22 protein-coding genes are annotated in these 24,996 nt (G+C 69.8%); 6 read left to right on the forward strand and 16 right to left on the reverse strand.

The window, feature by feature from the left end; translation table 11 throughout:
* The first annotated feature begins 67 nt into the window (after nt 1-67).
* The gene (locus tag H286_RS0106655; protein WP_018186441.1) at nt 68-1,903 is read left to right on the forward strand and encodes an AMP-dependent synthetase/ligase; all 1,836 of its coding nucleotides are present in this window, start codon (nt 68-70) and stop codon (nt 1,901-1,903) included.
* 50 nt (nt 1,904-1,953) lie between these two features.
* Here H286_RS0106655 and H286_RS0106660 read toward each other — a convergent pair whose 3' ends face one another.
* Genes H286_RS0106660 through H286_RS0106670 form a run of 3 tightly spaced genes read right to left on the reverse strand, consistent with a single transcriptional unit; the run spans nt 1,954 to nt 7,324 of the window.
* A complete protein-coding gene (locus H286_RS0106660; protein WP_018186440.1) occupies nt 1,954-2,442 on the reverse strand; it encodes a peptide deformylase in 489 nt (162 codons plus the stop codon).
* Nucleotides 2,442-3,875 (reverse strand): MinD/ParA family ATP-binding protein, encoded by a 1,434-nt coding sequence (locus H286_RS0106665; RefSeq protein WP_371130030.1) that lies wholly within the window; start codon nt 3,873-3,875, stop codon nt 2,442-2,444. The genes H286_RS0106660 and H286_RS0106665 overlap by 1 nt, the downstream gene beginning before the upstream one ends.
* 41 nt (nt 3,876-3,916) lie before the next feature.
* Nucleotides 3,917-7,324, reverse strand: a complete 3,408-nt coding sequence (locus H286_RS0106670; protein WP_018186438.1) for a pyruvate carboxylase — start codon at nt 7,322-7,324, stop codon at nt 3,917-3,919.
* A 97-nt stretch (nt 7,325-7,421) separates the two neighbouring features.
* Between H286_RS0106670 and H286_RS0106675 the strand changes: the two genes are divergently transcribed.
* A complete protein-coding gene (locus tag H286_RS0106675; protein WP_018186437.1) occupies nt 7,422-8,234 on the forward strand; it encodes a ParA family protein in 813 nt (270 codons plus the stop codon).
* A gap of 55 nt (nt 8,235-8,289) precedes the next feature.
* On the opposite strand, the gene H286_RS0106680 is transcribed toward H286_RS0106675, so the two are convergent.
* The 3 genes from H286_RS0106680 to H286_RS0106690 form a co-directional block, all read right to left on the reverse strand.
* On the reverse strand, nt 8,290-8,835 hold the full coding sequence (locus H286_RS0106680) for a MerR family transcriptional regulator (RefSeq protein ID WP_018186436.1): 546 nt from the start codon (nt 8,833-8,835) through the stop codon (nt 8,290-8,292).
* Nucleotides 8,836-8,935: 100 nt separating this feature from the next.
* Nucleotides 8,936-9,616, reverse strand: coding sequence for a transcriptional regulator FtsR (gene ftsR, locus H286_RS0106685; RefSeq protein WP_028497418.1), 681 nt, complete (start codon nt 9,614-9,616; stop codon nt 8,936-8,938).
* On the reverse strand, nt 9,613-10,101 hold the full coding sequence (locus H286_RS0106690) for an FHA domain-containing protein (RefSeq protein ID WP_018186434.1): 489 nt from the start codon (nt 10,099-10,101) through the stop codon (nt 9,613-9,615). The genes ftsR and H286_RS0106690 overlap by 4 nt, the downstream gene beginning before the upstream one ends.
* 297 nt (nt 10,102-10,398) lie before the next feature.
* Between H286_RS0106690 and lpdA the strand changes: the two genes are divergently transcribed.
* Nucleotides 10,399-11,799, forward strand: a complete 1,401-nt coding sequence (lpdA, locus tag H286_RS0106695; RefSeq protein WP_020097551.1) for a dihydrolipoyl dehydrogenase — start codon at nt 10,399-10,401, stop codon at nt 11,797-11,799.
* Nucleotides 11,800-11,913: 114 nt separating this feature from the next.
* Here the strand turns inward: lpdA and H286_RS0106700 are convergent, their stop codons facing one another.
* From H286_RS0106700 to H286_RS0106735, 8 genes are all read right to left on the reverse strand, one after another.
* Nucleotides 11,914-12,543 carry a CYTH domain-containing protein gene (locus H286_RS0106700; protein ID WP_018186431.1) on the reverse strand — a complete coding sequence of 210 codons (630 nt, stop codon included), beginning with the start codon at nt 12,541-12,543 and terminating at the stop codon, nt 11,914-11,916.
* Nucleotides 12,533-12,775, reverse strand: coding sequence for a hypothetical protein (locus H286_RS0106705; RefSeq protein ID WP_018186430.1), 243 nt, complete (start codon nt 12,773-12,775; stop codon nt 12,533-12,535). Before H286_RS0106705 ends, H286_RS0106700 begins: the two co-directional genes overlap by 11 nt.
* A gap of 88 nt (nt 12,776-12,863) precedes the next feature.
* Nucleotides 12,864-15,347 (reverse strand): glycogen/starch/alpha-glucan phosphorylase, encoded by a 2,484-nt coding sequence (locus H286_RS0106710; RefSeq protein WP_196800623.1) that lies wholly within the window; start codon nt 15,345-15,347, stop codon nt 12,864-12,866.
* An 87-nt stretch (nt 15,348-15,434) separates the two neighbouring features.
* Complete coding sequence (locus tag H286_RS0106715) at nt 15,435-16,448, reverse strand: YihY/virulence factor BrkB family protein (protein WP_018186428.1); 1,014 nt, start codon at nt 16,446-16,448, stop codon at nt 15,435-15,437.
* A 77-nt stretch (nt 16,449-16,525) separates the two neighbouring features.
* Nucleotides 16,526-17,038, reverse strand: a complete 513-nt coding sequence (locus H286_RS0106720) for a prepilin peptidase (protein ID WP_018186427.1) — start codon at nt 17,036-17,038, stop codon at nt 16,526-16,528.
* A 13-nt stretch (nt 17,039-17,051) separates the two neighbouring features.
* A complete protein-coding gene (locus H286_RS0106725; protein ID WP_018186426.1) occupies nt 17,052-17,348 on the reverse strand; it encodes a DUF1905 domain-containing protein in 297 nt (98 codons plus the stop codon).
* A 57-nt stretch (nt 17,349-17,405) separates the two neighbouring features.
* Complete coding sequence (locus H286_RS0106730; RefSeq protein WP_018186425.1) at nt 17,406-18,392, reverse strand: aldo/keto reductase; 987 nt, start codon at nt 18,390-18,392, stop codon at nt 17,406-17,408.
* 10 nt (nt 18,393-18,402) lie between these two features.
* Nucleotides 18,403-19,365, reverse strand: coding sequence for a LysR family transcriptional regulator (locus H286_RS0106735; protein WP_018186424.1), 963 nt, complete (start codon nt 19,363-19,365; stop codon nt 18,403-18,405).
* 80 nt (nt 19,366-19,445) lie between these two features.
* Here H286_RS0106735 and H286_RS0106740 point away from each other — a divergent pair, with 80 nt between their 5' ends.
* Nucleotides 19,446-20,486 carry an aminotransferase class V-fold PLP-dependent enzyme gene (locus tag H286_RS0106740; RefSeq protein WP_020097553.1) on the forward strand — a complete coding sequence of 347 codons (1,041 nt, stop codon included), beginning with the start codon at nt 19,446-19,448 and terminating at the stop codon, nt 20,484-20,486.
* A 6-nt stretch (nt 20,487-20,492) separates the two neighbouring features.
* Here H286_RS0106740 and H286_RS0106745 read toward each other — a convergent pair whose 3' ends face one another.
* Entirely contained in the window at nt 20,493-22,160 is a 1,668-nt protein-coding gene (locus H286_RS0106745) for a cation:proton antiporter (protein WP_020097554.1), read from the reverse strand.
* 78 nt (nt 22,161-22,238) lie between these two features.
* Here H286_RS0106745 and H286_RS0106750 point away from each other — a divergent pair, with 78 nt between their 5' ends.
* Nucleotides 22,239-23,399 carry a hypothetical protein gene (locus tag H286_RS0106750; RefSeq protein WP_020097555.1) on the forward strand — a complete coding sequence of 387 codons (1,161 nt, stop codon included), beginning with the start codon at nt 22,239-22,241 and terminating at the stop codon, nt 23,397-23,399.
* A gap of 6 nt (nt 23,400-23,405) precedes the next feature.
* Here the strand turns inward: H286_RS0106750 and H286_RS0106755 are convergent, their stop codons facing one another.
* Nucleotides 23,406-23,819: a hypothetical protein gene (locus H286_RS0106755; RefSeq protein ID WP_020097556.1), complete on the reverse strand. Its 414-nt coding sequence runs from the start codon at nt 23,817-23,819 to the stop codon at nt 23,406-23,408.
* A 118-nt stretch (nt 23,820-23,937) separates the two neighbouring features.
* Here H286_RS0106755 and H286_RS0106760 point away from each other — a divergent pair, with 118 nt between their 5' ends.
* The gene (locus H286_RS0106760) at nt 23,938-24,960 is read left to right on the forward strand and encodes an NADPH:quinone reductase (protein WP_028497420.1); all 1,023 of its coding nucleotides are present in this window, start codon (nt 23,938-23,940) and stop codon (nt 24,958-24,960) included.
* Nucleotides 24,961-24,996: the final 36 nt, after the last annotated feature.

Here is a 24,996-nt window from a genome sequence, read left to right on the forward strand (position 1 = left end):
CCGAGGATCACCATGCCCTAGACTCGGTCGCACCTGACGCCACCCGGTACCAAAGGAGTTGCCGCCCATGAGCGCCGTACAATTCGACGTCCCCGCCGTCGTCGCCGCGGATCCGACCGCGAACACCTCGGACATCCTCGTCGAGCGGGTGAAGGCGACTCCGTCGCTCGCCCTGTTCGCCGTCCCCGACGGAGGCGGCTGGCGCGACATCACCGCGGCGGAGTTCCACCGCGAAGTCCTGGCGCTGGCCAAGGGCCTCGCGGCCAGCGGCATCCAGCCCGGCGACAAGGTCGCCTTCCTGGCGCGAACGACCTACGACTGGACCCTCGTCGACTTCGCGCTCTTCTTCACCGGCGCCGTCATGGTGCCCGTGTACGAGACCAGCTCGCCGTCGCAGATCGAGTGGATCCTCAGCGACTCAGGCGCCGTCGCCATGATCGTCGAGAGCACCGTGCATGCGGAGCGCGTCGCCGAGATCCGTTCGGACGTCCCGCTCCTGCGGGAGGTGTGGACGATGCAGGCGGGTGACCTCGACGTGCTGCGCTCGCGCGGCACCGACGTCACCGACGACGAGATCGAACGCCGTCGCTCGCTCGCAGATGCGGACGACATCGCCACGCTCATCTACACGTCCGGCTCGACGGGCCGCCCCAAGGGGTGCGTCCTCACCCACAAGAACTTCGTCGAGCTGTCGCGGAACTCCGCCGTCGCGCTCAGCGAGGTCGTGCAGCAGCCGGGCGCCGCGACCCTCCTCTTCCTCCCCCTCGCGCACGTCTTCGCGCGTTTCATCTCGATCCTCAACATCCACGGCGGCGTGAAGACGGGGCACGAGCCCGACACGACGAAGCTCCTCGCGGGTCTGGGGTCGTTCAAGCCGACCTACCTGCTCGCCGTGCCGCGGGTGTTCGAGAAGGTCTACAACTCGGCCGAGCAGAAGGCGGAGGCAGGCGGGAAGGGCAAGATCTTCCGAGCGGCGGCCGCCGTCGCCGTCGAGCACTCGCGTCGACTGCAGGACGGGGAGAAGATCCCGCTCGCGATGAAGGTGAAATTCGCCCTCTTCGACCGTCTCGTGTACAGCAAGCTGCGCACCGCGATGGGGGGCCGGGTCGCCCACGCCGTCTCGGGGTCCGCCCCGCTCGGCTCGCGCCTCGGGCACTTCTTCCACAGCCTCGGCGTGCAGATCCTCGAGGGGTACGGCCTGACCGAGACCACGGCGCCCGCGACCGTGAACCTCGCGACGAAGTCCAAGATCGGCACGGTCGGACCCGCCCTCCCGGGCGTCGGCGTCCGCCTCGCCGACGACGGCGAGATTGAGGTGCGCGGCGTCAACGTCTTCAAGGAGTACTGGCGGAACCCCGAGGCCACCGCGGCCGCATTCGACGACGGGTGGTTCCGCACCGGCGACATCGGGTCCTTCGACTCGGAAGGCTATCTGACGATCACCGGTCGCAAGAAGGAGATCATCGTTACCGCCGGCGGCAAGAACGTCGCCCCCGCCGTCCTGGAAGACCCGATCCGCGCCAACCCGATCGTCGGTCAGGTCGTCGTCGTCGGCGACCAGAAGCCGTTCATCGGCGCCCTGGTCACCCTGGACCGCGAGATGCTTCCGACGTGGATGGGCAACAACGGGCTGGCGGCCGACATGCCGATGTCGCAGGTGATCACGCACCCGAAGGTCCTCGCCGAGGTCCAGACCGCCGTCGACCGCGCCAACTCGTCGGTTTCCCGAGCGGAGTCGATCCGCAAGTTCGTGATCCTCGACACCGAGTGGACCGAGGCATCCGGCCACCTCACGCCGAAGATGAGCATCAAGCGCAACGTCATCCTCTCGGACTTCGCCGCCGACATCGACGAGCTCTATCAGGCCAACGTGTCGACGACGAACATCTCGCTCGGCAACTGAGCACCACGACGAAAGGCCCCGGAGATCCGGGGCCTTTCGTCATCGGCGGGTCAGAACCAGTCCGACTCCCGCACCTCGCGCATCGCCTGCCGGCGGACATCCTTCGGCAGACGATCCAAGTAGAGGATGCCGTCGAGGTGATCGCATTCATGCTGCAGCGCCTGGGCGAGCAGGCCCTCGCCCTCGATGACGATCTCTGCGCCGTCGAGGCCGAGCCCCGTCACACGCGCCCACGGGTGCCGGAGGGCGTCGTGCCAGAGGCCCGGAACGGAGAGGCATCCCTCCCCCGTCGGCTCCGGATCACCGGACACCTCGAGCACGGGGTTGAGGACGTACCCGATCACTCCGTCGACGTTGTAGCTGAAGGCCCGGAGCGCGACTCCGATCTGCGGCGCCGCCACGCCGGCGCGGCCCGGCTCGGCGACCGAATCGACGAGATCGGTGACCAGACTCCGGACACCGTCGTCGATGTCGTCGATCGGTGCACATGTTCCTCGGAGCACGGGGTCGCCGAAGATGCGGATGGGACGGACGGCCATCAGCGGACCGTCCCCGCCGCACGGAGCCCTTCGACGACGACCGCAGCAAGCTCCCGCGCAGCGAGTCGCGTGGCGGGGTCGAGGTCGCGGAAGGTGATCGGTCCCCCCGTGGCGATGTGCGAGTCGTACGGGATCGTCACGACCGCGCGCACCCGCGACCGGAAGTGGGCTTCCAGCTCGCTGGGTCGGATGAGGCTCGCGCCGGGACGCGAGGTGTTCAGCACGACGACGGCATCGCGGGCGAGGTCGGCGTAGCCGTTGGACTCGAGCCACGACAGCGTCTCGGAGGCGAGCTTCGCCTCGTCGACGCTCCGCCCCGCGACGATGAGAAGCTGGTCCGCCAACTCGAGCGTGGCATCCATCACGGAGTGAACGATGCCGGTCCCGCTGTCGGTCAGGACGATGGAGTAGTAGTGAGCCGCGATGGCCGCCACATCGTGATAGTCCCGATCGCTGAACGCTTCGGAGAGGTGCGGGTCGGCGTCGGACGCGAGGATGTCGAGGCGGGTCTCGTCGCGGGCCACGAGGGCGGACAGGTCGTTGAAGCCGTGCACCTCGGCACGCGAGCGCACCAGGTCGCGCACCGTCTTGCCGCTGGAACGCTCGATCCGTTCGGCGAGCGTGCCGCGATCAGGGTTGGCGTCGATCGCGATCACCCGGTCCTCGCGGGCGTCTGCGAGGGCCATGCCGAGGAGGGTGGTGACGCTGGTCTTGCCCACACCGCCCTTCCGGGACAGGACGGGCACGAACTTCGCACCGCCGACGAGGGGAGCCGCGATACGACGGCCGAGTTCCTTCCGCGCGCGGACGCGAGGATTGTCCGCCAGGACGACCCGGCGGCCCGTGGCGGTGTAGACCAATCGCTGCCACAGGCCCTCGGGCTCGGACGGAGCGACGCGCGCGCGGTCGATGAGCCGGTCGGCGGTGAGGAGGTCCGGACTCTCGCGATCGGCACCGAGCTGGTCGAGGCGGCGCGACTGCAGCGGCTCCTCGTCGATGCGGGCACCGCGCACGCGTTCGAGGGCGTGCTTGTCCGTCGCGACTGCGTGGTGAGCCGCGCGGCGGGTGGTGCCCGTCTGCGTCGACACGGCGGTCGTCGTGGGGGGCACCACCTCGGCGTCGACCACGTCTTCGGTCACCTCGGCGGGCGATCCGTCGGCGGCGGGTTCTTCGACCGGGGCCGGCTCCTCGGGTGTCGTCTCCTGAGCCGTGAGGTCGCCCTGATCGGTGGACATCGTCGTGGTCGCGACATCCTCGTCGTCGACGTAGTCGTCGTCATCGTCGGAGAGCGGCGGCAGCGCGAGATCGATCTGCGCCGTCGCCCCCTCGACGATGCCGATGCCGGTGGTCTCGAGGTTGTCGGTGCGCTCGAGCACACCGTTGTCGACGTCGTCCGACGTTTCGTTGTCGTGCTCGCGCATCACGGGGGTCACTCCTGGTGGTTCTCGGGGCTCGAAAAGCCCGACGCACCAGGTTAGTCCGCGGGACGGACCACGAGCAAAAGGTCGCCGGCCTCGACCTGCGCCGTCGTCGCGATGACGATCCGCTCCACGACGCCGTCGACGGGGGCGGCGATCGCCGCCTCCATCTTCATGGCCTCGATGGATGCCACGGGCTCACCCGCCCGGACCTTCGTCCCCTCCTCGGCCTTGACGGTGACGACGCCCGAGAAGGGTGCTGCCACCTGGCCGGGCTTCGACGTGTCGGCCTTCTCGGCCTGCCGGGCCTCGACCGAGACGGCGCGATCGCGCACGGTGACCGGACGGAGCTGACCATTGAGGGTCGCCATCACCGTCCGCATCCCCTTGTCGTCGACCTCGCCGATCGCCTCGAGCCCCACGTAGAGCTGAACGCCGCGCTCGATCTCGACGACGTGCTCCTGGCCGGGCCGCATGCCGTAGAGGTAGTCGATCGTGTCGAGGACGCTGAGGTCGCCGAAGGTCTCCCGCACCTCGTGGTAGGCCTTCGTCGGCGCAGGGAACAACAGCCGGTTGAGCGTCTGACGTCGGGTCGCCGAGTCGGCGTTCAACGCCGCCGCGTTCTCTGCCGAGATCTCCGTCACGCCGACCCTCCTCGATCGACCGGCGAGAACCTTCGAACGGAACGGCTCCGGCCACCCGCCCGGCAGGTCACCGAGTTCGCCCGCCATGAACGCGACCACCGAATCGGGGACGTCGTATTTCTCGGGGTTCGCCTCGAAGTCCGCGGGGTCGGCCTTCACCGCCGTCAGGTGCAGCGCGAGGTCGCCCACGACCTTCGACGACGGCGTCACCTTGGGGATGCGGCCGAGCATGCGATCCGCCGCGGCGTACATGTCCTCGATCAGCTCGAAGTCCTCCGCCAGCCCCAGCGCGATGGCCTGCTGACGAAGGTTCGACAGCTGCCCGCCGGGGATCTCGTGGTGGTAGACGCGTCCGGTGGGGCCGGGCAGCCCGGACTCGAACGGTGCGTACAGATTGCGCACCGCCTCCCAGTACGGCTCCAGGTCCGCGACCGCCTGCAGGTCGAGGCCCGTGTCGCGCTCGGTGTCGGCCATCGCGGCGACGAGCGCCGAGAGGGAGGGCTGACTCGTCGTGCCCGACATCGGCGCGGCGGCGGCGTCGACGGCATCCGCCCCCGCCGCGCTGGCGGCCAGGAGCGTCGCCAGCTGTCCGCCGGCGGTGTCGTGCGTGTGGACATGGACCGGGAGGTCGAAGCGTTCGCGGAGCGCCGTCACGAGCTTCGTCGCGGCAGCGGGACGGAGGAGCCCCGCCATGTCCTTGATCGCGAGGATGTGGGCCCCGGCCTCGACCATCTGCTCGGCGAGACGGAGGTAGTAGTCGAGCGTGTAGAGGTCCTCCGCCGGGTCGAGCAGGTTTCCCGTGTAGCAGACGGCCGTCTCCGCGACCGCCGTCCCCGTCGCCAGCACGGCCTCGATCGCGGGGCGCATCTGACTGACGTCGTTCAGCGCGTCGAAGATGCGGAAGATGTCGACCCCGGATGCGGCGGCTTCGGCCACGAACGCGTCGGTCACGCTCGTCGGGTACGGCGTGTACCCCACCGTGTTGCGACCGCGTAGGAGCATCTGGATCGCGACGTTCGGGAGCGCGGTACGCAACGCGTCGAGCCGCTCCCACGGGTCCTCGCCGAGGAAGCGGAGTGCCACGTCGTACGTCGCGCCGCCCCATGCCTCCACCGACAGCAGTTGCGGCGTCAGCCGGGCGACGTGCGGCGCCACGCGGACGAGGTCCTTCGTCCGCACCCGGGTCGCCAGGAGCGACTGGTGTGCGTCGCGGAACGTCGTCTCTGTGACGGCGAGGCCGGGCTGCGCGCGGAGCGCCTCGGCGAACCGCTTCGGCCCCAGCTCGAGCAGACGCTGACGCGATCCCGGCGCCGGTTCCGCGTTCAGATCGACCGCGGGGAGCTTCGCGGCGGGATCGGTGTGGACCGGGCTGTCGCCGTTCGGCCGGTTCACCGTGACATCGGCCAGCCACGAGACGATCTTGGATCCCCGGTCCTTCGACTCGCGGCCGAGGACGAGCTCAGGACGCTCGTCGATGAAGGCCGTGCTGAGGTCGCCCGCGACGAAGGCGGGGTCGTCGAGGACACGCTGCAGGAAGGGGATGTTGGTCGAGACGCCGCGGATGCGGAACTCCGCCAGGGCGCGCCGGGACCGGATGACGGCCGCCTCGAAGTCGCGACCACGGCAGGTCAGCTTCGAGAGCATCGAATCGAAGTGCGGGCTGATCTGCGACCCGGCCGCGGTCGTACCTCCGTCGAGACGGATGCCGGCACCCCCCGGCGAGCGATAGGTCGTGATCTTGCCGGTGTCGGGGCGGAAGCCGTGCGCGGGATCCTCGGTCGTGATGCGGCACTGCAGCGCGGCTCCGCGCAGCTGGATCTGCTCCTGACGGAGACCCAGGTCGGCCAGCGTCTCCCCCGATGCGATGCGCATCTGAGATTGAACCAGATCGACATCCGTGACCTCCTCCGTCACGGTGTGCTCCACCTGGATGCGAGGGTTCATCTCGATGAAGACGACCTCGCCGGTGCGCGGGCCCGCCGTCTCGAGGAGGAACTCGACGGTGCCGGCGTTCTCATATGCGATCGATTCGGCGAAAGCGACGGCGTACGCGTGCAGGCTCCGGCGGATCTCGTCGTCGAGGTTGGGCGCCGGCGCGATCTCGACGACCTTCTGGTGGCGACGCTGCACCGAGCAGTCGCGCTCGAAGAGGTGGACGGTGGTGCCGGCCTTGTCGGCGAGGATCTGCACCTCGACGTGACGGGGTCGCTGGACGGCCTGCTCGAGGAAGACGCGGGCGTCGCCGAACGCGCTGCCCGCCTCACGCATCGCCTCGGACAGGGCGGGCGGGAGCGCATCCGGGTGCTCGACGCGACGCATCCCTCGCCCGCCGCCGCCGGCGACGGCCTTCACGAAGATGGGGAAGCCGATGTCGCCCGCCTGCGCGACCAGGTGATCGATGTCGTCGGATGCCTCGGTCGAGCGGAGGACGGGCACACCTGCCGCGATGGCGTGCTGCTTCGCCGTGACCTTGTTTCCGGCCATCTCGAGAACGGTCGAGGACGGGCCGATGAACGCGATGCCGTTGGCCGCGGCCTTCGCGGACAGCTCGGGATTCTCCGACAGGAACCCGTAACCGGGGTAGATCGCGTCCGCGCCGCTCTCGAGGGCGACGCGGATGATCTCGTCGACGTCGAGGTACGCGCGGACCGGATGCCCCACCTCGCCGATCTGGTAGGCCTCATCCGCTTTCAGCCGATGAAGCGAGTACCGATCCTCGTACGGGAAGACCGCCACCGTGCGGGCCCCCAGCTCATACGCCGCGCGGAATGCGCGGATCGCGATCTCTCCGCGGTTTGCGACCAGAATCTTCCGAAACATGCTCTTCCCCTCTACAGGGTGCGGGGCCGCTGCGTCGGGGCCGCCGAGGTACGGGCTGAGTACCCTCACAGCCTAGGGGACGGTAACGTGGTCGCTTGTGCACGTACTCTCCGTCAGCTCCCTCAAAGGTGGCGTCGGCAAGACGACCGTGACCCTGGGCCTCGCCTCCGCGGCGTTCGCGCGCGGGGTGCGGACCCTTGTCGTCGACCTGGACCCGCAGTCCGACGTGTCGACGGGGATGGACATCCAGGTGGCGGGGCGTCTCAACGTCGCCGACGTCCTCGCGAATCCCAAGGAGAAGGTCGTCCGACAGGCGATCACCTCGAGCGGCTGGGCGAAGGTCCACCCCGGGACGATCGACGTCATGATCGGCAGCCCCTCCGCCATCAACTTCGACGGACCGCACCCGAGCGTCCGCGACGTCTGGAAGCTCGAAGAAGCGCTCGCGACCATCGAGGCGGACTACGACCTGGTCCTCATCGACTGCGCGCCGTCGCTGAACGCCCTCACCCGCACGGCGTGGGCGGCATCCGATCGCGTCGTCGTCGTGACCGAACCGGGTCTCTTCTCGGTCGCCGCCGCCGACCGCGCGCTCCGCGCCATCGAGGAGATCCGTCGCGGCCTCTCGCCGCGCCTGCAGCCCCTCGGGATCGTCGTCAACCGTGTGCGCCCGCAGTCGATCGAGCACCAGTTCCGCATCAAGGAACTCCGCGACATGTTCGGTCCGCTCGTCCTCACCCCTCAGCTGCCCGAGCGCACCTCGCTGCAGCAGGCTCAGGGCGCGGCGAAGCCCCTGCACATCTGGCCGGGCGACTCCGCACAGGAGCTCGCCGCGGACTTCGACTCGCTGCTCGACCGGATCGTCCGCACCGGCAGGATCCCCGTCTCCGGAGCCGTCTCCCCCGCCTGACCTCCGGGCGCACGACAACGGGCGACGCGCGTCGTGCGCCGGCGTCGCCGAAGTGTCAGGCCGAGCGGGCTGAGCGACGAGCCGCGAGCTCGTCCATCTGCTCGGGCTGCTGAGCGTCGAAGTCGACCAGCGTGGTCTCGACCTCGCGGAGCACCTTTCCGACGGCGATGCCGAAGACGCCCTGGCCCCGACTGACCAGATCGATGACCTCGTCGTTCGAGGTGCACAGATACACAGAGGCTCCGTCGCTCATGAGCGTGGTCCCGGCGAGGTCGCGGATGCCGGCAGCGCGCAGCTGGTCGACGGCGATGCGGATCTGCTGCAGCGAGATACCGGTGTCGAGAAGACGCTTCACGAGCTTCAGGACGAGGATGTCGCGGAAGCCGTACAGTCGCTGCGATCCCGACCCGCTCGCCCCACGGACCGTGGGCTCCACCAGTTCGGTGCGCGCCCAGTAGTCCAGCTGGCGGTAGGTGATACCGGCTGCGCGAGCCGCTTGGGCACCGCGGTAACCGACTTCGTCGTCCATCTCGGGGAGGCCGTCGGTGAACAGGAGCTCTGTCGAGAACTTCTGCTCGCCCAGCGCGTCGTGCGCAGTCATCGAGGCCTCCTGCAGGTGATCGGTTCTTCAACGCTAGAGGAGGGAGGGGCCTCGGGCAATGACATCCGACTCCCGGGCCTCGGCGTGTCGCGGAAGGGACTCACGGCGTCAAGCGCTCGAGCGCGGCGCTGACGAACACCTGCCGGATCTCTTCGAGACGCCGTGCCAGCTCGGGCGCCACCTCACTGGCCTGCGCGCGGGAACCGGCATCCGTCCGGCGCAGCAGCGGGGCGATGGCGCTCTCGATCAACGAGACCTCGCGCTCGGCGCTCTGACGGATGGTGCGGATGTGGCGAGGCTGGATGCCGTGAGCGTTCAGCGCGACAAGCGACCGCAGGACTCCCAGTGCCCGCTCGTCGAAGGTGTCGGCTGGAGCGATGATCCCCGCGGAGACTGCTTCGTTGAGCAGTGTCGTGGAGGCGCCGGCCGTGCTGAGGAGCTCGTCGCGACGGTAGCGTCGCGACGTCTGAACGATGGAGGCGGGAGGAGCGGGAGCGACGTCGTCGCCGTGTTCTTCGAGGTACTCGCGGATGCGGGCGAGCGGGATGCCGAAGTCACGCTGCATCGTGAGAGCCGTCCGCAGCCGCTCGACGTCAGCCGGGGAGAACTTCCGGTACCCCGAGTCGGTGCGCACGGGAGTCACGATGCCCTGGACTTCGAGGAAGCGGAGCTTGCTCGCCGTGAGCGCGGGGAATTCGGGACTCAACCGAGCGAGGACCTGACCGATGCTCAAGGAGCCCGAGGACGCTGCTCGTCCCCGGGTCGCGGCGGCCGGGCTCACGCGCTGATCGCCCGCTCGGCAGGAGCCACGAAGAAGTTGAGACGGAACTTGCCCACACGGACCTCCGCGCCGTCCGTCAGGGTTGCGCGATCGACGCGCTCACCGTTGACGTAGGTGCCGTTCAGCGACCGCTGGTCGATGAGCTCGAACGTCGCACCCGTGCGGGTGATCTCGGCGTGACGACGCGACACCGTCACGTCGTCGAAGAAGATGTCGGCCTCGGGGTGACGACCCACGGTCGTGACGTCGGTGTCGAGCAGGTAGCGGGCACCCGCAGTCGGGCCCGAACGCACGATCAGGAGCGCGGCACGCGCCGGAAGGGCGTTGATCGCCTCGACCTCCGCCGCCGTCAACTCCGCGCCGAAGGGCACGAAGGAAAGGTCCGAGTCGTGCCCGAACGTCTGCGTCGAGTCCACGAGACGCGGGTGCGCCGAGGTCTCGGCACCACGATGGATGTCGCCGCCCGGTCGCTGATTGTCGTCCACGATGTCCTCCTTCTTCCACAGTAACCGATCGGTCACGCTCCCGGTTGCCGGGCACCCCGGATCGGGGCGCGCGGAGGGGCGTTGTCCTGGATGTCGTCGGGCACGACGAGCCGCTCCCCGCCTGGGTAGCCTGACGCACATCGTCCCCTTCTCACAAGGAGCAGATCGCGTACCTCCCCCGCCGTGCGACCCGATCATCTTCGCGGCAGTCGGAGTCGTCCTCGCCGTCGCGATCGTGCGCGGACGACGGGGCGCCGCGAAGGAGTGACGGCACCCGCAGCGGGCTAGGCTTGTCGCATGCCTCACTACGACGTCGTCATCCTCGGTGCCGGCCCCGGCGGCTATGTCGCGGCCGTCCGCTCAGCACAGCTCGGACTGTCCACCGCCATCATCGAAGAGAAGTACTGGGGCGGTGTCTGCCTCAACGTGGGCTGCATCCCTTCGAAGGCTCTTCTGAAGAACGCCGACCTCGCGCACACCTTCACCCACAAGGCCGACCTGTTCGGCATCAGCGGTGACGTGAGCTTCGACTTCGGCGTCGCGTGGGACCGCAGCCGCAAGGTCGCCGACACCCACGTCAAGGGCATCCACTTCCTGATGAAGAAGAACAAGGTGACCGAGTACGACGGTCGCGGCACGTTCCTCGACGCGAAGACCATCGAGGTCGCGAAGTCCGACGGCTCCACCGAGACCGTCACCGCCGACAACGTCATCATCTCGACCGGCTCGACCGTGCGCCTCCTACCCGGCGTCACCCTGAGTGAGAACGTCGTCACCTACGAGGAGCAGATCCTCACCCGTGAGCTGCCGAACTCGATCGTCATCGTGGGCGCCGGCGCCATCGGCATGGAGTTCGCGTTCTTCATGAGCAACTACGGCGTGAAGGTGACGATCATCGAGTTCCTCGATCGCGCGCTGCCCAATGAAGACGTCGAGATCTCGAAGGAGATCCAGCGCCAGTACAAGAAGTACGGCATCGACATCCTCACCTCGACCAAGGTCGAGTCCGTCGTCGACTCCGGAGACAAGGTCACCGTGTCGTACTCGGCGAACGCCGACGGCGCGAAGGGTCAGATCGAAGCCGACAAGGTGCTCATGTCCATCGGCTTCGCTCCGCGTGTCGAGGGCTTCGGTCTCGACAAGACCGGCGTGAAGCTCACCGAGCGCGGTGCGATCGAGATCGACGACTACATGCGCACGAACGTCGACGGCGTCTACGCCATCGGCGACGTCACCGCCAAGCTGCAGCTCGCGCACGTGGCCGAGGCGCAGGGCGTCGTCGCCGCCGAGACGATCGGCAAGGCCGAGACCCAGACGCTGGGCGACTACCGCAACATGCCCCGCGCCACCTTCTGCTCGCCGCAGGTCGCCTCGTTCGGGCTCACCGAGCAGCAGGCCCGCGACGCCGGCTACGACATCAAGGTCGCGAAATTCCCCTTCTCGGCCAACGGCAAGGCCAACGGCCTGGGAGAGCCGGTCGGCTTCGTGAAGCTGATCGCGGATGCCGAGCACCTCGAGCTGCTCGGCGGCCACCTCATCGGTCCGGACGTGTCCGAGCTCCTCCCCGAGCTCACGCTCGCCCAGAAGTGGGACCTCACCGCCCTCGAGGCCGCGCGCAACGTGCACACGCACCCGACCCTCTCGGAGGGCCTGCAGGAGGCGTTCCACGGCCTCGCGGGCCACATGATCAACCTCTGATCGCAGCGGGAAGACCTATCGGATCGATGGGGTCTTCAGTAACCTGACGATCACGACTGACGCCGCCCCGAACGAAGCCGGGGGCGGCGTCAGTGCGTTAACGGGTGCGGCGGCTCAGAGACCGAGTGCGCGTTCGAGCTTGGAGCCCGACGCCGACACGTCTCCGCCGGCGGCACGGACCAGCTCGTCGGCCGCATCGAAGAGCGCGTCGCGGGCGGCGGCATCCGCGGGCGCCGCAGGCCCGAGCTCGAGTTCCCACTCGCGCCAGGCCGTCTCGACGCCCCGGCGGACATCCGTCGCGGTGACGCGGTCGTCGACGAATTCGGCGAGGAGGCCTCCCCCGGCGTCGAGGAGGGCGTAAGCGGTGCGCGAGTTCCGGATGCGAGCGAGGGGCGCGAACGGGGGCGCTGCGATCTCGGCGAGGACGCTCTCGATCTCTGCCGGGACGACGATGTGCTCCGGGTCGCCGTCGTCGAGCGGCCAGCGCGACTCGGCCTTACCCTCGGGGGTCACGCGCTTGATGTGCCACCCCTCGTCGGGGCCGCCGCTCCGGCGACGCAGGGCGACGCGCGCGCGGCCGAGCGCTCCGTCCACCGTGTCGAGATAGTGCGCGTCGAGTTCGCGGGGCTCGGGCGCGCCGACGACGGCGACGCCGGGAAGCCGTGCCCAATCGGGCAGCGGCGTCCCGGCGTCGACGTCGTAGGTCCGCTCGATCTCGAGCGAGTGCTCCGGCTCAGTCGTCAAGGGTCGAACGGTCGTCGCGCTCGTCCGCGGACGGGTCGATGTCGTCTTGAGCGGCGATGAAATGGAAGTCGGCGGACGTGGGTCCGTCGTCTTCTCCCGTGTTCTCGTCGGCGCCCGAGCGCTCGTACGTGATCTGCGTCTCGCTGTAGGGCAGGATCAGCCGATCCGTGTCCTCTTCGAGCGGGATGACCTGTCCGTCGAGCGGACCGCCGTGAAGTCGTGCAATAGCCATGATGAACCTCCGCTACCGACTCTAATCGGGCGGATGCAGCTCGACCCGATGCCTTGTCAGCGGGCCGAGGCGGTGATATCCCGGCGACTCAGAGGATCGGCGGGGTGTGCCAGATGCGGTCGATGTAATCGCGCATCGACCGATCCGACGAGAAGAAGCCGCACCGTGCGACGTTGAGGATCGCGGCGCGGGTCCACGCATCCTGGTCGGCGTACAGGGCGTCGACGCGCTTCTGCGCGGCGATGTAGTCGGTGTAGTCCGCGAGCGCCATGAAGGGATCGTGGTGCGTCAGGTTAGACACGACCGGCTCGAACACCGAGGCGTCCCCGCCGGAGAACGCACCGGAGGAGATCAGCTCGAGAGCGCGCGACAGGTTCTCGTCGGCGCGGACGAAGTCGATGGGGTGGTAGCCCCGCGCCTGCAGGTCGGCGACCTCGGGCTCGGCCATGCCGAAGAGGAAGAAGTTGTCGTCGCCGACGAGCTCGCGGATCTCGACGTTCGCACCGTCGTCCGTGCCGATCGTGAGGGCACCGTTGAGGGCGAACTTCATGTTGCCGGTGCCGGAGGCCTCTTTGCCTGCGAGCGAGATCTGCTCGGACAGGTCGGCGGCCGGGACTATGCGCTCCGCGAGGGTCACGTTGTAGTTCGGCGGGAACAGCACCTTCAGTCGACCCTCGGCGCGCGGGTCGTCGTTGACGACGGATCCCACAGCGTTGATGAGGTGGATGATGCGCTTGGCCATCGCGTAGCCGGGCGCCGCCTTCGCGCCGAACACGAAGGTCCGCGGAGTCACCTGGTCGGGCGTCACGCGGCCCGAGACGATGGCGTCGTACTCCGTGATGATGTGGAGGAGCTTGAGCGTCTGACGCTTGTACTCGTGGAGCCTCTTCACCATCACGTCGAGCAGGTGGTCGTCGGCGACCGTGAGCCCGTCGCGCTCGGCGAGCGTGCGGGCGAGCACCCGCTTGTTCGCCGCCTTCACCGCGCGGAAGGCGGAACGGAACTCGGCATCGTCGGCGTACTCCTCGAGCTCGCGCAACCGATCCAGGTCGGTGAGCCACCCCGCGCCGATCGTGTCGGTGATCAGACGCGACAATCCCGGGTTGGCGAGCTTGACGAACCGACGCGGCGTCACCCCGTTCGTGACGTTCGTGAACTTGTCGGGGTAGAACTCGTCGAAGTCCGGCAGGACCTTCTCGCGGAGCAGCTGGGAGTGCAGCTCCGCGACGCCGTTGACCTTCGACCCGGCGACGGTGGCGAGGTAGGCCATCCGGATCGCCCCGTCGGGCGAGACGATCGACATGCGGCGGATCCGCTCCGAATCGTCACCGAACCGCTCGCGGACCGCCTCGAGGAACTCGTCGTTGATCCGGTAGATGATCTCCAGATGCCGCGGAAGCAGGCGACCGAGCAGGTCAGCCGGCCACACCTCGAGCGCCTCGGGCAGCAGGGTGTGGCACGTGTAGGCGAAGCACTGCTGGGTGATCTGCCACGCGGCATCCCACTCGAGCCCCTTCTCGTCGACGAGCACGCGCATGAGCTCGGGGACACCGATGACGGGATGCGTGTCGTTGAGCTGGAAGATGACCCGGTCGGGAAGATTCGCGAGGTCGAAATCCGTCGGCAGGATGAGATTGACGAAGTCGCTGATGGATGCCGCGACGAAGAAGTACTGCTGCTGCAGACGCAGTTCCTTGCCCTGCGGCGTGGAGTCCTCGGGGTAGAGCACCTTGGAGATGTTCTCGGCGTAGGTCTGCGCCCGCACCGCCTCCTGGTAGTCGCCGGCGTTGAAGACGCGGAGGTCGAAGCCCTGCGTCGCCTGCGCACTCCAGAGCCGGAGCGTGTTGACGCGGCCGTTGTGGTAGCCGGGGACCATGTAGTTGTAAGGCACGGCGAGGACGTTCCACGCGGGGACCCAGCGCGTCCGCGTCACTCCCCCGTCGTCGTAGGTCTCGGTGTGGCCGCCGAAGGAGACGGTCCGCGCCGCCTCGGGGTGCGGGAACTCCCAGGGCGAGCCGAGCGCGAGCCAGGAGTCGGCCTGCTCGACCTGCTGCCCGTCGACGAAGGTCTGCCGGAAGATGCCGTACTCGTATCGGATGCCGTACCCGACGCTCGGGACACCGAGGGTCGCCAGAGAGTCGATGAAGCACGCCGCGAGCCGTCCCAGTCCGCCGTTGCCGAGACCCGGCTCGACCTCCATCGCGCGGACGTCGTCGAGGTCGAGGCCGCACGCCACGAGCGCCTCGTCGGCGATGTCGGTGAGGCCAGTGGCGAGCAGGTTGTTGTCGAGCTGCCGACCGAGCAGGTACTCGGCCGAGAGGTACGCGACACCCTTCGACTGGATCGTGCGCTGACGCCGGACATCCTCGAGCCACCGTGCCATGAGGTAGTCGCGCACCGTCGCGGCGAGCGCGAAGTACCGATCGTTGGCCGTCGACGTCGACAGCGCGACGCCGCGCCCGTTGTTGAGGTTCCGGAGGAACTGGGTCACGAAGCCGTCGACGGTGGGCTCGGGTGCCTGCACGGGCGCAAGGGCGATCGGGTGAGTCGGTTGAAGGCGCGGGTTCTTCACGGTTCGACGGTACACACCCTCGCCCGGCAGCGCCGAGCGGATGCGTCAGAGTTCACACGGCGGTGATCAGGATGTGACGGATGCCGCTCAGTCGGCGCGTTCCTCGGCGAGCGCCGCGCGAGCGGCGTGGAGTTCGTCGGCCGCCGCCTTCACCTGGTCTTCCGCGGTCTGCACCCGTCGCTCGATCAGGGTCCTCGCGCCGTGGACGCGGCGGACGCGATCCTCGCTCTCGAGCGTGGCCGCCACGATGTAGGACGAGGCGATGAGGATCACCTGGCACGAGAGGTTGATCCACAGGAGCAGGGCGATCAGCGACGCGAACGATGCGAGCAGCGGGTTGGACCCGGCACCGCCGACGAAGAGGCTCGACAGCTGCTGCAGCACGGTGAGTCCGACGCCGCCGATGAGCGCCCCGGTCCACAGTGCCCGTGCCGGAGCGCGGACACCCGAGAGGGTGCGGAACAGCAGGGCGACGACGGCGGTGTCGAGGAGGAACGTGACGAGGATGCCGACCGTGGCGCTCACGCCGACCGTGAGCGGGTTCTCGGGCGAGACGCCGACGAAGCCGGCCACGAGGCCGACTCCCGCCGTGCCGAGCACCGTCGCCACCGCCGCAGCCGCCAGTCCGACGCCGATGACGATGGCGAGGAGCAGGTTCCGCGCGAGGACGATGATGAAGAGCGTGTCGTCGTGCACCTTGTCCGCGACGATCCGCAGGGCCGTGCGGAGCGATCCGATGGCCCCGATCGCGGCCATGATCAGACCGATGAGGGACAGCACGCCAGCGAGAGAGAAGGCGACCGGCTGGCTAAGGTTCTCGGTGTCGATGAGGCCGCCCTCGCCGACGAGTCCCGGGATCACGCGGTCGACCGCGTCGAGGAGTCCCTGCCACGCCTGCGGGTTGCCCGACAGCCAGAGCGCGGCGACCGAGAACCCCAGGAGGACTCCCGCGAACACGCTGAAGAGGGTGCGGTAGGTCACGCTGTCGGCGAGCATCGGCCCCCGCCGCTCGCTGTACCGCAGGTAGGCACGGACGATCCGCAGGGACAGTGCCCGCGCGATGAGGCGCGGGATCAGCGGGGTCTTCGTACTATCGGCCATCCCCTCACGCTACCGAGGCACCCGCGCTGGCCGACCTCCCCTTGCGTACGGGGCAAGGATCTGCCAGCGGCGACGCGTCACAGACCGAGGCGGTCGACGAGCGACGCGCCCCACACGATGCCCGCCCACGCGCCCAGCAGCATCCACGGGCCGAAGGCGACGGCGGTGCGTCGGCCGGCGCGGCGCGTCGCGAGCAGGAGCATGCCGTAGAGCCCGCCGAAGACGAAGCCCGCGACGGCGCCGACGGCGAGCGCGGACCAGCCCACCCATCCCAGCGCGATGCCGAGCACCCCGGCGAGCTTGACGTCCCCACCGCCCATGCCGCCGCCGGCCGCGCGCAGGAGGAGGTAGAACACGAACAGTGCCGCGCCGCCGATCGCCGCGCGCAGGAGTGACGCCCACGGCGCTCCGGCGAGGCACGCGAGGAGCATCAGGCCGCCGACGATGGGATAACCCGGGACAACCCACGCATTGGGGAGCCGGTGCGTCCTGACGTCGATGACGGTGAGTGCGACGGATGCCACGGCCACCCAGAGGTACGCGAGGGTGATCAGGGTGACAGCGAGTGGATCCGTGGTGCCTGCGAACACGGCGGACGCGCTCTCAGCCGTCGAGAACGTCGAGCCGGACGCGGACGGTGTCGCCGTCGGAGATCCCCTCGCGCTCACGCACCGACCGCTTGAGCGGAAGGACGTAGACCCCGCGGCCGGCGTCCGGGAAGATCGACGTCCGCCAGCTCGTCGCGCCGACCGTGGCCCTCACCGGCACGGAACCGAAACCGCGCCCGGGACGCGGGACCTCGCGGATGTCGGCGCTCACCTCTTCGGGCAACGGCACGAAGTACCAGTCGTCCCTCCGCGATTCCCAGCGGAACAGGACCCCAGCGACATCGACGATCATGCGCTCACGGTAGCGAGTGCAGCGGGGCGGCGGCGGGCGGCATCCCCACCCCCGGTGTCACCACTGCGGGTGGATGTCCGCCCGGAGACGGCGGTCGTAGACGTCGACGACCGCCGCGGCGAAGGTGTCGAGGACTGCGGGGTCGATGAGTCCCGCCGCGGCGTTGGATGTCGCCTGAGCGGTCGTCCGTGCTCCGGGGATCACGGAGGTGACACCGGTCTGCGATGAGATCCAGGCGAGGGATGCCGCGGGCAGCGAGACACCGTCGGGCAGGGCCGCGCCGAGTTCTTCGGCCGCGACGAGACCGGTCTCGTAATCGACCCCCGAGAACGTCTCGCCCCGGTCGAACGCCTCGCCGTTGCGGTTGTACGACCGGTGGTCGTCGCCGGCGAAGGACGTGGACGTCGTGTACCGGCCGCTGAGGAGGCCGGACGCGAGAGGGACCCGAGCGAACACGGCGACGCCCGCGGCGGCGGCGGCGGGCAGGACCTCGTCGAGCGGCTTGAGGCGGAACGGGTTGAAGATGATCTGCACGTTCGTCACGCCGGGTCGCGAGATGGCCGAGAGCGCCTGCGCGCAGGTCTCCACCGAGACGCCGTAGGCGGCGATCGCCCCGTCGGCGACGAGCGCATCGAGGGCGTCGTACGTCTCATCGGCGTCGATGACCGCAGACGGCGGACAGTGCAGCTGAACGAGATCGAGGGTGTCGACGCGGAGGTTCCGGCGCGACCGATCGGTCCAGGCGCGGAAGTTCTCGGCCGTGTAGTTGCCGGGCTCCTGCGGCAGTCGGCGCCCCATCTTGGTCGCGACCGTCACGCCGTGGCCGGGATGCTCCGCCAGGAAGCGCCCGATCATCGTCTCACTCCGCCCGTCGCCGTAGACGTCTGCGGTATCGAAGAGGGTGACCCCGGCCTCGACGGACGTCGCGAGCACGCCGAGGGCGTCGGCCTCGGACACATCGCCCCAGTCCGCCCCCAATTGCCAGGTACCGAGGCCGATGGCGGAGACGGAACGACCGGTGGCGGCGAGGGGACGCTGATGCATGGGGCTCACCCTACTTCGCCCGCGAGGCGGCGCGGGGAGCCGATGTCATCTCGGCGACAGCGGCTTCGAGGTGGCCGAGCACCGTGGCGACCGCGGGGACCCGTGCGGCGCCGCGCGCCGACACCGCGTGGAGCTCCCGCCGGTCGCCCGAGGCGAGAGGGCGCGTGCGGACGCCGGCCACGAGCGGGAAGGAGGCCACCGCCAACCGCGGAAGGGTCGCGACGCCGACCTGCTGCGCGACGAGCTGCTCGACGGCCGCGACGTTGTCCGTCTCGAACCGGATGCGGGGAAGGAACCCCGCCCGCGCGCACGAGTCGAGCAGATGGCTGCGGCAGCGCGGACAGCCGGCGATCCAGTCGTCGCCCGCGAGCGCTTCGAGCTCGACGACGTCGTCGGAGGCCTGCCGATGCCCTTCGGGGAGGATCAGCAGCAGGTCCTCTGCGCCGATGCGACGAGCGTCGAGCCCGCGGATGCTGTCGCCGTGGGCATCCGTACCGTCGCCGGGGTGGCTGAAGGTGAGGGCGATGTCCGCACGATCGGCGCGGACGGCGGCGACCGCTTCGGGGGGCTCGGCCTCGACGTAGGTCAGGGAGACACCGGGATCGGTCTCGGCGAGGCGCCGCATGAGGCGGGGAAGGACGGTCGGGGATGCGGAGGGGAAGCCGACCAGGCGCACCGTCCCGCTCCGTCCACCGCTGAGGTCGGCGAGCTCCCCCGCCACCGCGCCCAGGGCGGTGGTGATCGAGGCGGCGTGCCGGGCGAGGATGCGCCCGGCCTCGGTCAACCGCATCCGTCTGCCGACCCGCTCCACCACGGGCATGCCGAGGCGGGATTCGAGGCGGCGGATCTGCTGGCTGACGGCGGGTTGGCTGTAGCCGAGAGCGACGGCGGCCGCGGTCACCGACCCTGCGTCTCCGATGGCTTTCACGATCCGGAGTTCGGCGACGGAGAGGTCGGGAAGAGAGGTGGGCACGAAGACATATAACGCGACGTCATGTCCACGATGCAATACCTGCCGTGGTGCAATCCTCCGGTGGCCGGGACCATGGATGCATGGCCCTCTCCCCCGCTGCCGTCCGGGCGTCCTTCCCCGACGCCCGCGGCTACGTTGCGGCGTGCACCTCCGGCATCCCCTCCCTCGCGACGCGGGACGCCGTCCGCGCCGACCTCGACGTCCTGCCCGACCCGATCCGCTACGCCGCGGTCGCCGAACGGTGCCGTGCCGCCTTCGCTCGTCTGGTGGGCGTCGATCCCGGGGCCGTCGCACTCGGCGCGCAGACCTCGGCGATGGTCAGCCTCATCGCGGCAGCCCTGCCCGACGGAGCGGTCGTCGTCTGCCCCGACGGCGAGTTCTCCTCGCTCGTCCTGCCCTTCGTCCACGCCGGTCGCGGCATCACCGTGCGCACCGTCCCTCTGACGGCGCTCGCCGAGTCGCTCCGGGACGGCGACGCGCTGGTCGCTTTCTCGATCGTCCAGTCCGCGACGGGAGCCGTGGCCGACGCCGACGCCATCGTCGCAGCGGCTCGGGACCACGGTATCCGGACGCTCTGCGACGCGACGCAGGCCGTCGGATGGATGCCGGTGGCCGCCGGCTCGTTCGATGCTCTCGTCTGCCACGCCTACAAGTGGTTGTGCGCCCCTCGCGGCGTGGCCTTCCTCACGCTCGACGAGGACTTCGCCGCCTCGATCGCACCCCGCCAGGCGGGCTGGTACGCCGGATCGGACCCGTGGGCCTCGTGCTACGGCCCGGATGCGGCACTGGCGGCATCCGCTCGACGGTTCGACGTGTCACCGGCGTGGCAGGCGTTCGTCGGCGCGGAGCCCGCGCTCGCCCTGTTCGCCGACGCCGACGCCGACGCATTGCGCGATGAGGTGACGGGGCTGGCGGCCGCGCTCCGGGAGCGTCTCGACCTGCCGACCCCCGATCGCGCGACGCCCATCGTCACCTGGCCGGATGTGGACGGGGACGACGTCGACCGCCTGCGGGCGGCGGGGATCGTGGCATCCCGCCGCGCCGGCAACGCCCGGGTCGCCCTGCACATCTTCAACGACCTGCGGGATGTCGACGACATCGCCCGCGCGCTCGGCCGCTGACCCGGGTCACCCCCGATCGGAGCGGAGTTCGATCGCGATCTGCGACGCGTCGATGACGGCGAGCTCGTGCGCGAGGACGTCGGCGTCGAAGGTCCCGCTGTCGCGCGCATCGAGGAGCACCCGCCGTTGCACCGCCAGCACCTCGAGTCGTCGGGCGCTCTCGATCTCGAAGATCCGGGAGCGGTCCGCGTCCGCCGGCCGCTCGGCGGCCGGAACGGTCGCTGCGCTGTCGCGGAGGAGGTCGAGGATGTGCCGGCGCTCCTCCCGTTCGCGCTGACGGGTCTCCTCCTCGGAATCTGCGGCGGTCAGGGCGGTGACCATGGGGGCGACGGTGGAGCCCTGCCCGACGAGGGAGAGGACGGCCACCCCGAAGGCCACGAGGATGAGGACCGAGCGCTGCGGTGTGTCCTCGGGCAGCGTCTGCGCGGCGGCGAGAGTGATCGCGCCCCGCATACCCGCCCACACCACGAGCGCGCCCTCCCGCCATCCGAGGGGAGCCTCCTGGAAGTAGCGGATGTCCGCGAGCCCACGGGTCACGCGCGGGCCGAAGCGGCGGACCGTGTCACGCGAGACCGTTCTGCCCCGGCGCGCGAAGGCGTCGACGAGCTTCTTCTCGCCCTCTTCGCTCTCGAGCCGCTGGGCGATGGTCTCGAGTCGTGGCTGCAGCCGGCGCACGCGACGCGCGCTCGCGGACAGGAGCGCCAGGAGCGGTGCGACGTAAGCCGCGCGGACGACGACGGTGAGCAGCCACGCCCCCACCGCGATGAGGAGAGCGGGTGCCACGCCGGCGTGCACGGCTTGCACGTCCGAGATGATCGTCGTGAGCTGCAGTCCCATGAACAGGAACACGAGGCCTTCGAGGACGAGCTCGATCGTGCGCCAGTTCTGCGCGTCCGAGAGCCGATTGCGCGCCGAGAACACGCGCGGACCCCCGACACCCGTGATGATGCCCGCGACGACGGCGGCGACGAGCCCCGACGCCCCGAGGAGCTCGGCGGGGATGGCGGCGAGGAACGGGACGGTGAACGACAGGACGGTGTTGACGGTCGGATCCGTCGCGCGGCGACGGACGGTCAGGTTCAGCCAGCCGACGAACGCGCCGATGAGTACGGCGACGACGACGGCGTAGGCGAACGTTCCCACCGCTCCCCAGAACGAGAAGGATGCCGCGGCCGCCGCGATGGCCGTCCGCAGCAGCACGAGCGCCGTGGCGTCGTTGAGCAGGCTCTCGCCCTCGAGGATCGCGACGACGCGTTTGGAGACCGGGGTGCGTTTGATGATCGACGTCGCGACCGCGTCGGTCGGGCTGACGATCGCGCCGAGCGCGACGCCCCACGCGAAACCGAGGTCGGGGAGCACGATCATGAAGAACAGTCCGAGGGCGAGCGCGGTCCCGATGACGAGGAAGACCGACAGCCCGGCGATCGCGCCGAACTCGCGGCGGAAGTGCATCGCCGGCATCGACACCGCCGCCGAGTAGAGCAAGGGCGGCAGGATGCCGAGGAGGATCCACTCCGGGTCGAGGACGAAGTCGTCGAACACCGGCAGGAAGCTCCCCCCGACCCCGACGGCCACCATGAGGATCGGCGCCGCGATCCCCGCCCACCGGCCGACGACCGTGGTGAGGGCGACGACGAGGAGCGCGACCACGAGGCCCAGGAGTGTCTCGATCACACCGAAAGCCTGTCAGAGCATCCCCGTCGATGCGGCCGATTTCGGGCAGTTCGTCACCTGCCGATAGGCTCCCGGATCGTGCTTCGCCTGATCTTCTCCGCAGCTGTGGGCGCTCTCGTCGGCGGTGCCGTCGCCGCGGTGGTCGGTCCTCCCGGAGCCGGCATCTGGGTCCTCGCGGTCGCGCTGCCCATCGGCATCCTCAGCGTCGTCTTCCTCCGGCTGGGTGCGTCGGGACTCGCCTCGACATCGGTCTCTCAGGAGGATCTGACCCGCGCGCGGGCCGAGGATCGCCTGGGCGTGGCACGCATCGACGCCGTCCGTCAGACGGGAACGCAGATCAACGACCAGCCCGTGTGCGAGATCGACGTCACGGTGCAGCCGCGCCGGGGCGCCGCCTACGCCACCACCCTCCGCAGTGTCGTCCCGCTGATCGAGCTCGGAGCCCTCAGGCCTGACACGACCCGGCCGGTCGCGATCCTGATCGAGGGCGGCCCCGAGTTCGGCTTCGTCGACGGCCAGGTCTCGCCGCAGGAGATCGACGGTCTCGTGGTCCCACCGCCGGGGTCGGTCCCGACGATCGCCTGGCCGAAGGCGCAGCGCGTGGTGAACGGCGCGCGGCGCGGCCCGCTCCTCGGCATCGGTCCGCGCGGGAGGGTGCTCCGCGGCATCCTCTTCGTCGTCATCGCGCTCGCCGTGGCGGCCGCCGTCGTCGCTCCATACGGCCGCGCCGTCGTGATGACCGCGCAGGCGGCGCAGGAGGGGCGCATCGGCGTGGACCTGCGGCGGCCCGACGAACTGGCCGTCGCGGTGCGGGCCCTCGAGGACGAGATCGGGCACGACCGGGTCAGCACCGTCCTCGTCACGTCTGATTTCATCCGGGTCGAGGCACCCCTCACCCCGGGCAGGACCGAGACCGATGTGTGGATGTACCGGGGCGGTGTCGTCGATCACGAGGGCCCGGCGCCGTCACAGCCCGACCTCGCGGCGGAGCAGTTCTCCTGGAAGGACATCGCCCTCTCGACCGTGTGGGCGCTGATGGAGAAGGCGTCGGCGGAGTCGGGCATCCCCGTCGGCGACGCGAGCGCCGTCGTCTCGCGGGGCACCGACAGCGACATCGACAGCGAGACCTTCGGAGCGTCCGTCGAGAACCCCGAGATGTTCATCTCGCTCCGGACCGAATACAAGAGCGTCTCGTTCCGGGTGAACGCCGACGGATCGGGCGACGTCGTCGCCCAGTGACGCGCGTCAGGCCGCGGCGAGCTCCGTCGTCGCGCGGAGCGACCGCATCGCGTCCGCGCTGGGGAGATCGACGCGCAGACGAGTGGTCCCGGGACGGGGACCGGCCCCGTTGACGATCGCCGCGCCGCCCAGACCCGCCAACGGGGCGGCGAGCGCGGCCGAGGCTGCCGCCGGCAGGTAGCCGACGACGCGTCCGTTCGAGTGGACGGAGATGTCCGCGGCGCGACGGGTGCGCCCGCGCCCCATCCGCAGCACGTACAGCCGATCGTCCCGGGTGCGGCGTTCGGGGTCGTCGACGAGGTAGTAGGTCCGTTCGACGTCCACACGCGACGTCGGGAGGTCACGGAGGTCCGGGAGATCGTCGTGCGATCGCGTCCGGCCGACGAGAGCGTGACAGAGATGTTCGAGCCAGGTGGGCACGAGGCCCCCTTCCTGCACGCGGCATGAAACTCATGCCGCTGCATCGAGCCTCCCACAGTGCGCCTGGCAATCCCCCGGTCTCGGAATGCTCGCGCGCTACGGTCGGTTCATGCTCCACATGAAGGCCATCGTCTACCGCACCCCGGGCGCCTCCGACGTCCTGTCCCTCGTCGAGCCAGAAATCGCCGACCCCGGCGCCGGCGAGGTGCGCGTGCGCATCGCCGTGTCGGGCGTGAACCCGACCGATTGGAAGTCCCGCGCCGGCGGCACGGCGCGCGCGACTTTCGCCGAGACCGTCCCGAACCAGGACGGCAGCGGAATCGTCGACGCGCTCGGCGACGATGTGGAGGGACTCGCCGTCGGCGACCGCGTGTGGGTGCACCTCGCGCAGCACCAGCGCCCCACGGGCACCGCGCAGGAGTACACGGTGGTGCCGGCATCCCGCGCCATCCGACTCCCCGAGGGCATCGACTTCGCGACCGCTGCGAGCCTCGGCGTTCCCGCCGTGACAGCGCACCGCGCCCTCACCGTCCACGAGGACGGGCCCGCTCGCCTGGCCCCTGGAGCGCTCGCCGGACGCACCGTGCTCGTCGCGGGAGGCGCCGGAGCCGTCGGTCATGCCGCGATCCAGCTGGCCCGCTGGGCCGGTGCGACGGTCATCACGACCGTCAGCTCCGACGCCAAGGCGGACCTCGCACGGGCGGCCGGTGCGCATCACGTCATCGACTACACGCAGGGCGACCTCGTCGAGAACATCCGCGAGATAGCGCCCGACGGCGTCGACCAGATCGTCGAGGTGTCGCTCGCCACGAACGCCGCCGTCGACGCGGAGGTCGCGGCGGGACACGCGGTCATCGCGTTCTACGCCGACGACAACGGCGACACGTTCAGCATGCCGATCCGGCCCACCTTCGCGAAGAACATCCGTGTGCAGGGCGTCCTGCTCTACACGGTCGGAGAACCGGCTCTGGATGCGGCGGTCGCCGACATCACGCGCGCACTCGAAGACGGTGCGCTGCCGGTCGGCGAGGACGCCGGGCTCCCGCTGACCTGGTTCCCGCTGGCGGAGACCGCGGCCGCGCACGACGCGGTCGAAGCGGCGACGGTCGGCAAGGTACTCATCCGCGTCGCGGAGCTCTGAGTCCGCACGCCACCGCCTGACAGTGGCGAAGGGATG

It is taken from the genome of Microbacterium sp. 11MF (genome assembly GCF_000383475.1).
Classification (GTDB): Bacteria; Actinomycetota; Actinomycetes; order Actinomycetales; family Microbacteriaceae; genus Microbacterium; species Microbacterium aquilitoris.

What these genes read in the sequence shown, in the direction of transcription:
- H286_RS0106725 (WP_018186426.1), bottom strand. Translation starts at nt 17,348, where the DNA reads ATGATCGTCGATGTCGCTGGGGTCCTGTTCCGCTGGGAATCGCGGAGG.
- H286_RS0106670 (WP_018186438.1), bottom strand. Translation starts at nt 7,324, where the DNA reads ATGTTTCGGAAGATTCTGGTCGCAAACCGCGGAGAGATCGCGATCCGC.
- H286_RS0106730 (WP_018186425.1), bottom strand. Translation starts at nt 18,392, where the DNA reads ATGCATCAGCGTCCCCTCGCCGCCACCGGTCGTTCCGTCTCCGCCATC.
- lpdA (WP_020097551.1), top strand. Translation starts at nt 10,399, where the DNA reads ATGCCTCACTACGACGTCGTCATCCTCGGTGCCGGCCCCGGCGGCTAT.
- H286_RS0106715 (WP_018186428.1), bottom strand. Translation starts at nt 16,448, where the DNA reads ATGGCCGATAGTACGAAGACCCCGCTGATCCCGCGCCTCATCGCGCGG.
- H286_RS0106660 (WP_018186440.1), bottom strand. Translation starts at nt 2,442, where the DNA reads ATGGCCGTCCGTCCCATCCGCATCTTCGGCGACCCCGTGCTCCGAGGA.
- H286_RS0106740 (WP_020097553.1), top strand. Translation starts at nt 19,446, where the DNA reads ATGGCCCTCTCCCCCGCTGCCGTCCGGGCGTCCTTCCCCGACGCCCGC.
- H286_RS0106680 (WP_018186436.1), bottom strand. Translation starts at nt 8,835, where the DNA reads ATGACTGCGCACGACGCGCTGGGCGAGCAGAAGTTCTCGACAGAGCTC.
- H286_RS0106760 (WP_028497420.1), top strand. Translation starts at nt 23,938, where the DNA reads ATGAAGGCCATCGTCTACCGCACCCCGGGCGCCTCCGACGTCCTGTCC.
- H286_RS0106705 (WP_018186430.1), bottom strand. Translation starts at nt 12,775, where the DNA reads ATGGCTATTGCACGACTTCACGGCGGTCCGCTCGACGGACAGGTCATC.
- H286_RS0106655 (WP_018186441.1), top strand. Translation starts at nt 68, where the DNA reads ATGAGCGCCGTACAATTCGACGTCCCCGCCGTCGTCGCCGCGGATCCG.